At 65.3% G+C, this 7,838-nt stretch carries 7 protein-coding genes; 6 read left to right on the top strand and 1 reads right to left on the bottom strand.

Translation table 11 applies throughout. From position 1 onward, the window contains the following. Positions 1–100 precede the first annotated feature (100 nt). The 4 genes from K5Q19_RS13165 (at position 101) to K5Q19_RS13150 (ending at position 5,704) form a co-directional block, all read left to right on the top strand. The gene (locus K5Q19_RS13165; RefSeq protein ID WP_292945896.1) at positions 101–265 is read left to right on the top strand and encodes a DUF3309 family protein; all 165 of its coding nucleotides are present in this window, start codon (positions 101–103) and stop codon (positions 263–265) included. 55 nt (positions 266–320) lie between these two features. Further along, positions 321–869, top strand: coding sequence for a hypothetical protein (locus tag K5Q19_RS13160; protein ID WP_292945893.1), 549 nt, complete (start codon positions 321–323; stop codon positions 867–869). Positions 870–1,017: 148 nt separating this feature from the next. After that, positions 1,018–1,209, top strand: a complete 192-nt coding sequence (locus K5Q19_RS13155; protein ID WP_292945890.1) for a Thivi_2564 family membrane protein — start codon at positions 1,018–1,020, stop codon at positions 1,207–1,209. A 208-nt stretch (positions 1,210–1,417) separates the two neighbouring features. Further along, positions 1,418–5,704, top strand: a complete 4,287-nt coding sequence (locus K5Q19_RS13150; RefSeq protein WP_292945888.1) for a CheR family methyltransferase — start codon at positions 1,418–1,420, stop codon at positions 5,702–5,704. 58 nt (positions 5,705–5,762) lie between these two features. Here K5Q19_RS13150 and K5Q19_RS13145 read toward each other — a convergent pair whose 3' ends face one another. Continuing rightward, positions 5,763–6,884 (bottom strand): OmpA family protein, encoded by a 1,122-nt coding sequence (locus tag K5Q19_RS13145; RefSeq protein WP_292945886.1) that lies wholly within the window; start codon positions 6,882–6,884, stop codon positions 5,763–5,765. 466 nt (positions 6,885–7,350) lie between these two features. On the opposite strand from K5Q19_RS13145, the gene K5Q19_RS13140 reads away from it, so the two are divergent. Beyond that, entirely contained in the window at positions 7,351–7,575 is a 225-nt protein-coding gene (locus tag K5Q19_RS13140; protein ID WP_292945884.1) for a hypothetical protein, read from the top strand. Then, positions 7,575–7,730, top strand: coding sequence for a hypothetical protein (locus tag K5Q19_RS13135; protein WP_292945881.1), 156 nt, complete (start codon positions 7,575–7,577; stop codon positions 7,728–7,730). The genes K5Q19_RS13140 and K5Q19_RS13135 overlap by 1 nt, the downstream gene beginning before the upstream one ends. Positions 7,731–7,838: the final 108 nt, after the last annotated feature.

Raw genomic sequence — 7,838 nt, 5'->3', positions numbered from 1 at the left:
CATGGGGCTTTTTATTCAACCCAACTGGCCCCTTTTTAAACCGGTGCCTGGCCCGTTTTTATCCCGGTGTTGACACTGCCAAGCGAACAAGGAGGCTCTCATGTCCCTCGGCCTCATTCTCGTCATCATCCTCGTTGTCTTTCTCGCGGGCGGCTTCAGTGGGCGCATCGGCGGTTATGGCTATGGCTACGGCCATGGCGGGATCGGCGTGATCGGGATCATCCTGATCGTGCTCGTGATCCTCATGCTGACCGGGCGAATCTAGCATTCCCCAGGCACCAACCACCCGCATCTCCATCGATTCTCTCAGAAAAGGAGCCATGTCCATGCGCTCGATCATCACCCTTGCAGCACTTGTCGCTGCCGTCCTGCCGATCACCGCTGTCTCGGCGCAGACCATGCGCGCCTATACCGTGCGCGCGACCCGGCTCTATTCGGGGCCACTGCGGAATTATCCCAGCGTGCGCTACGTCGGACGCGGTGTCAGGGTCAGCATGCATGGCTGCCTGCGCGACTGGAGCTGGTGCGATGTGACCTACCGCGCCAATCGCGGGTGGGTCGCGGGGGATGATCTGCGCGTCAGCCACAACGGGCGACGGCGGGGCATTGCTGCTGACATGGGCGTCGGGGTGATCTCGTTCACGTTCGGGTCCTACTGGAACACGCACTATCAGGGCCGCCGCTTCTACGGCGAGCGTCAGCGCTGGCAGAGGCAGTATGACACGGCCTACCGCCCGGAATGGGGCGAGCGCGAGCAGCGCCGGGATGAAGGCCCCCGGAGCAATCACGGCCAGTACCGAAATCGCCAGCAAAGCGTGGATCAGCCTCGGATGGACCATGGCAAACCCGACAGGCGGCCACACCCTTGATCGCATTCCGGCCCGATCACCCACCTCCCCCGGTCGGGCCGGGACCCACGGGGAGCGTGGCGGAATTCCTGCTCAGGCAGAATCCCGCCACGCTCCCTAGCCCCAGTCAAACCATTTGAATTTTTATACTTTTCAGGAGCTTTTCCCCATGTCGCTCATAAATCTCATCGTCATTCTGATGGTCGTCGGGGTTCTGCTCTGGCTGATCAACACCTACCTGCCGATGGACGGCAAGATCAAAGCAATCCTCAATGCAGTCGTGGTCATCGGGGTCGTGTTGTGGCTGCTGAGGGTGCTAGGACTGCTTTCCTCGCTCGATGCCATTCATATCGGCAAGTGAAGGCCCGGGGCCTGCGGTCCAGAATTGCAGCACGCCCATTCGGTATAGGGTGAACCCTGACGAACCGTGGTAGGCAAGCTCCTCACAAGGGGCATGCCGTTATGCAACGACTCCATGCCAAGGCCGCCGGACGCGGGAGGTTTCGCACCCCGCCGGCACGGTGGTAAGTCCGCCGCGCGAACCAGGCGGCGCATCGCCAAGGAACGCCGTGCCGCCAAGGCCCGTTCTGCCGATCATCGCCATCGGTGCCTCGGCTGGCGGGCTGGAGGCGACCTCGCGCCTGTTCGACGCGCTGCCGAGCGCGACGGGCTGTGCGTTTATTGTCATCCAGCACCTTGATCCGCATCACGAAAGTCTCATGGTCGCGCTGCTCGCCGAGCATACTGCGATGCCCGTGGTCGAGGCGGTGCACGGCTGCCCGCTCATGGCAGACCATGTCTATGTCATTCCCCCCGGCCGCTATCTCTCGGTCAGCGCCGGTACCTTGCGGCTCTCCAAGCCGGAGGCAGGGCATGGCACACGCCTGCCGTTCGATTGGTTGATCCGCTCGCTCGCGGCCTCCTGCGGGCGGCAAAGCGCGGCGGTGATCCTTTCGGGCACAGGCGGGGATGGCAGCCGAGGGATCATTGCGCTGCATGCGGCGGGCGGGATGATACTCGCCCAGTCCATTGCCGAAGCCGAGCATCCCGGCATGCCGCAAGCCGCGCTCGATACTGCGCTGGTTGATGCGGCGCTGCCGCTTGCCGCGATGCCCGAGGCAATCGCCGCCTTCGCCGCGCGCGTCACGCTCCCCGGGTTCAAGATGGATGCGGAGCCCCCGCTTGATACGGGCGAAGGGCTGGCCGCGATCCTCGCCGCATTGCGCCACTCGACCGGACAGGACTTCAGCCACTACAAGCCCGGCACGATATCCCGGCGCATCGCGCGGCGCATGGCGATGCTTGCCATGACCGCCGGGGACATGGCCGCCTATGCCGAGCGGCTGCTTGGTGATCCGGCTGAAAGCACGCTGCTCGCCAGCGATCTGCTCATCAACGTAACCAGCTTCTTCCGCGATCCCAAGGTTTTCGAGACTCTCGAAACCGTGATCCTGCCCGGAATGCTCGAACGGCTGGCGGGAGGGCAACCGCTGCGTATCTGGGTGGCGGGTTGCAGCACCGGCGAGGAGGCCTATTCGATCGCGATGGTCTGCCAGGATGCGCTGGCGCGCGTGCGCCGCGACGTGAAGCTGCAGATCTTCGCCTCGGACCTCGATCCCGATGCCATCGCCGCCGCCCGTGATGGGCTCTACCCCGACGATATCACCGCCGCGGTCTCGCCCGAGCGACTGGCGCGCTATTTCACCGAGGAAGATACCGGCTACCGCGTGGTTCCCGCCCTGCGCAGCCATGTCGTGTTCTCGGTGCAGGACGTACTGACCGACCCGCCCTTCTCGCGGCTCGACATGATCTCCTGCCGCAATCTGCTGATCTATCTGGACAGCGCCGCACAGGCCCGGGTGGTTGCGCTGTTCCACTTTGCCCTGCGCGAAGCCGGCATCCTGCTGCTTGGCACGACCGAGACAATCGGCAAGCCCGATGGCCGGTTCGAGCCCATGGCGCGCGCCGAATGCTTCTATCGCCATGTCGCGCGGACCCGGCCGGGCGAGGCCGGCTTCCCATTCAGCTTCGACGGCAAACTGCCCCTGCTTACTGCTGCCGGGCGCGAAGCCCCTGCCGTGCGGCGCAGTCTGGCCGAGATCTGCGAGCGGGCGGTGCTCGCGGGGCACGCGCCTGCCGCCGTGCTGATCAACCGGCATCACGATTGCCTGTTTTCGATGGGGCCGACGCACCGCTTCCTGCGCATCCTGCCAGGCTATCCGACGCAGGACCTGCTCGCGATGGCCTCACCCGCGCTGCGCACCCGCCTGCGCCTCGCGATAGGCCGCGTCGACGCCGCTACGCCGCGTGTCGACGGCGGCTTGGCCACGCTGACGATCGACGGGATCACGGTCCATTTCCGCATCACGGTGGAGCGTCTCGCCGAGACGGCGGAGGAGCTCCTGCTCGTTTGCTTCGCTGAAGAAGCGGCCGGAAGCGGAGCCCAGCCCAAGGGGATAGCTCCGGAACAGGCCGACCGGCTGGCCGAACTGGAGCGCGAGCTCGAGGAGACGCAGGCCGAACTGCAGACCTCGATCCGCGACCGCGACATGGCCAATCAGGAGCAGAAGGCCATCAACGAGGAAGCCTTGTCGATCAACGAGGAGTTCCAGTCCACCAACGAGGAACTGCTGACCTCGAAGGAGGAGCTGCAATCGCTCAACGAGGAACTCACCGCGCTCAACAGCCAGCTGCAGGAAACACTTGACCGCCAGCGCCTGGCTTCGGATGATCTGCAGAACGTGCTGTTCAGCACCAATGTCGGCACGATGTTCCTCGATGCGGCCCTCAGGATCCGCTTTTTCACCCCGGCGATCAGCCCGCTCTACAACGTCATCGCGAGCGATATCGGCAGGCCGCTTGCCGATCTCAGGCCCATTGCCGATGATCCCGAACTGCTCGCCGATGCGCAGCGCGTGCTGGGTAACGAAACGACCATCGAGCGCGAGATCCGCGCACCGGGCGACACCTGGTTTGTCCGGCGCATCTTCCCCTACCGCGCGCTCGACAGCCAGATCAGCGGGGTGGTCATCACTTTTGCCGATATCACCGATCGCAAACACGTGACCTCGGCGCTCGAAGAAGCCAAGCTCGAGGCCGAACGCGCCAATGCGGCCAAGTCGCGCTTCCTCGCCGCGGCCAGCCACGATCTGCGCCAGCCGCTGCAGGCGCTGGCCCTGCTCAAGGATTTCCTTGCGCCCAATGTCTCGGGCGAACGTGCCGGCGAACTCATGGCGCGCTTTGACAAGACGCTGGGCGCGCTTTCGGGCATGCTCGACGTGCTGCTCAACATCAGCCAGATCGAAGCGGGCGCGGTGCGGCCGGAACTTGTCCGGTTTCCGGTGGCCGATGTGCTGGAGACACTGCACGGCGAATTCCTTGCATTGGCGGAGGCGCGCGATCTATCGCTGCGGTTCATGCCCTGCTCGGCCTGGGTGGAGAGCGATCCGCGCCTGCTCGAGCAGATGATCCGCAACCTCCTCGGCAACGCGGTCAAGTATACCCGCACAGGCCGCATCCTGCTGGGGTGCCGGCGGCGCGGCAACGACCTCAGGATCGAGGTCTGGGATACCGGCATCGGCATCGAGGCAAGCCAGCTCGAACATATTTTCGAGGAATTCCATCAGGTCGACAATCCCGCGCGCGAAAGCGGGCTGGGGCTGGGGCTTGGGCTCTCGATCGTGCGGCGGCTGGGCCGGCTCTTGCATCATACTGTCGATGTCCGCTCAGTGCCCGGGCGCGGCTCGATGTTCGCGATCACCGTGCCCCGCCGCAAGGGCGCCGCACGCCTGCCGCCCGCGCCATTGCCCGAACCTGCACCCGAGCCGGAGCCCGCCGCGCGCCCCTCGCTGATCATGGTCGTCGAGGACGATCCCGATTTGCTTGATCTCGTGACGCTGCTGCTCCGCGAGAACGGTCATATGGTAAGCGGCGCGTCCGATGGGGCCGAGGCTTTGCGGCTCGTCACGGGCGGCGCGATCCGGCCGGACATCCTCCTCACCGACTACAATCTGCCTTCGGGCCAGAGCGGCGTGGACCTGCTCAAAGCCCTGCGCCAACGTCTGCAGCGGCCGCTGCCCGCGATCGTGCTCACCGGCGACATTTCCACCGGCGCGCAGGCGATCATGGCCGAGGCTGATTGCATCCACTTGCGCAAGCCGGTCGTGCCCGCTGTCCTGCTGCGCGCCGTGGAACGCCTGTGCCCGCCTGCGCTGGCGCTGGTCCCTGCCCTCCCCCCGGGCCGCACGCCGCAGATGCCGCCGATGATCTACGTGATCGACGACGAGCCCCACGTCTGCGACGCGATCCGTGATCTCCTCACAGCGCATGGTCGCGAAGTGGCTGATTTCGGCTCTGCCGAGGACTTTCTGGCCAGCTACCGTGCGGGACGGCCGGGTTGCCTGCTGGTCGACGCGCATCTGCCTGGCCTCAGCGGCATCGGCCTCCTCGGCGAGCTGCGCGCGCGCGGCGATCACTTGCCGGTCATTCTGATCACCGGCGATGACGATATCGGCCTTGCGGTCGCGGCGATGCGTGCGGGCGCCTGCGATTTCATCACCAAGCCGGTGGGGCGTGACGCGCTGATGGCCAGTATTGACCGCGCCACCGAGCAATCGCTGGGCACCACCCTGGCCGATGTCGCGCAGGCCGAAGCGGCGGCCTGCTTTGCCGCGCTCACCGCGCGGCAGAAAGAAGTGATGGACATGGTCCTTGCCGGACATCCCAGCAAGAACATCGCCGCCGATCTCGGCATCAGCCAGCGTACGGTCGAAAACCACCGCGCCGAGGTCATGCACCGGATGGGCGTGCGCTCGCTGCCCGAGCTCGCACGCAAGGTACTGATGCTGGAGGCCTGAACGGCAATGGGGCCGACCTTGCGGCCGACCCCATGTCCACTTCATGCGCTGCGCTGGATCAGGAGCCCGAGCCCGGGCCGTAGCTGATTTCCACGCGCCGGTTCTGCACTTCGCGCACACCGTCGGCGGTGGGCACCCGCTGATTCGTCTCGCCAAAGGCCTGGCTCGAGATCGCCCCGGCGGAGATGCCGTGCCCGGTCAGATAGCCCTGAACCTCGGTGTCGCGCCGTGTCGAGAGGCTGAGGTTGTAGCGCGGCGAGCCAGAACTGTCGGTATGGCCTGCCAGCATGATGCCGATATTGCCGCAGTTCCCGTAAGCCTGAACCGCATTGTCCAGCACGCTCGCCGCTTCGGGCGAGATATCGGACTTATCCCAATCGAAGAATACGATGAACGGTCCCTTGTTGCAGACCGCGGCAAGTGGCGGGGCCGGAGGCGGCGGTGGGGGCGGCGGAGCTGGTGGCGGCGGAAGCGGAGGCGGAGGAGGAGCAGCCTCAGGTTCCGGTTCGGCAACATGCCCGCCAAGATTGAACGTCAGCGTCGCCAGCAGGGCGTGCGAACGCAAGTGCGCCGACCGCGAGGTGCCATCTTGAGCGATGAACTTGTCAGCGCCGTCCGGGCGGAAGTAGCGGTACTTCACACCGAGATCGACATTGTGGCTGATCGGCATGGTAATCCCGGCCAGCGCCTGCCAGGCAAAGCCGTGAGCACGATCCCGCAGCCCGACGGCCGTAGGCAGGCTTTCGACAAGCCGGGTGGTGGCATAGCCCGCACCGGCGCCGACATAGGCCTTGATTCCGCCCCAGTGGCCAACTCCGATCAGCGCGTTGCCCATCGCGGCGAACGTGCTGGTCCGGCCTGACAAGCCATCGGCGCCGGTAAAGCTGCCGTTGGGCAACGGCGTGCCGGTCGGGCGACCCTGTTCGCGCAGGTTCGAGCGGGAGTAGAAGCCCTCTGCCTCGAGCCGGAAGTGGCCGAGATCATAGCCCAGTGCACCGCCAGCTTCCCAGCCGGTCTTGAACCGGTCGGTATGCTCATAGCCGCCTGCGCTGGAAACATCCGAATGCTCCTGTTTGACGACGCCGCCTTCAAGCGTGATGTAGGGGCCGGTTTCATTGGCGTGGGCACTTGCACCCATCGCGCATGAAGCCAGCAACAGGCTGACGATGATTTTCCTCATGAAATATCCGTTCGTTTTTGGTGGCGTCGCAGAAGGCGGCCACGAGGCAAGAGGGGAGAAAGGTTGGCTTCGGCCCGCTGCAGGGCGGTCGTCGGGTGGCATGGCTCAGGACTCCGTCCGCGCTGCGAAGGCGCGTCTCCTCCGGCACGGCGCGCACGCAGTTGCCGATGGGAAAGGGAAGCCGACGGTTGCACGCAACCGCCGACTTTAGGTCTGATGCCGCGGGCTCGAGCTGGGACGCATAACCTGCCCGGTGCGACTGTGCCCACAAAGCTTGGGGGAACGGGCCATCGCCGGCATCACCGTTCCCAGATAGGCCGCTGCGAGGAACGGGCACAGGGTCGGAAACTACCCAGATGGGGCAACTGGGTACATTCCGAGGCTGCGGGCGGGCTGCGCTCGTCGCTAGCCCTGCTGCCGAGGCCGCGCTGCGCGCGCGCCTTCAATGCAGCAGGAGCCGCCTTCCATGCCTTTCAAACTGCCGCCACTGCCTTATGATCGCGATGCGCGCGCCCCGCACATGTCGCCCGAAACGCTGGATCTGCACCTTGGCCGGCATCACCGCGCCAAAGTCGATCATGGCAATGCCCGGGGCGACTATACTGCCGCCGTCCTGAGCCATCCCGTCAACTGGACATTCGTTGCGATGAACCTTGATCGGCGGGGTCTCTCGCGCGGGGATCAGGGTTGATGGCACGTTCTTCCCAACACACGGCTGGCGGCAAGCAGGCCAGCGCGGCGCTGGCACGGTGGGACAACGAAGGCGGTGCGCTGGCACCGTCACGCCGGCTGAAGCCGCAACAGCAAGGCGAGGCGCTTCCGGTCGAGCAAGGTCGAACTGGGTAGTTTCCGACGCGTGCTGGTCTCGGTTGTAGGACCTAGACTCGTTTTCACTTAGGTTGAAGCATATCCGGAGTTTCTGAAGTAGTTTGCGCATTCCTGAGGCGGGAAGGC

This window comes from Novosphingobium sp. (genome assembly GCF_019748365.1).
GTDB lineage: Bacteria > Pseudomonadota > Alphaproteobacteria > Sphingomonadales > Sphingomonadaceae > Novosphingobium.
The sequence above is the reverse complement of the archived record's forward strand: the minus strand, read 5'-3'. Positions and strand labels throughout refer to the sequence as shown.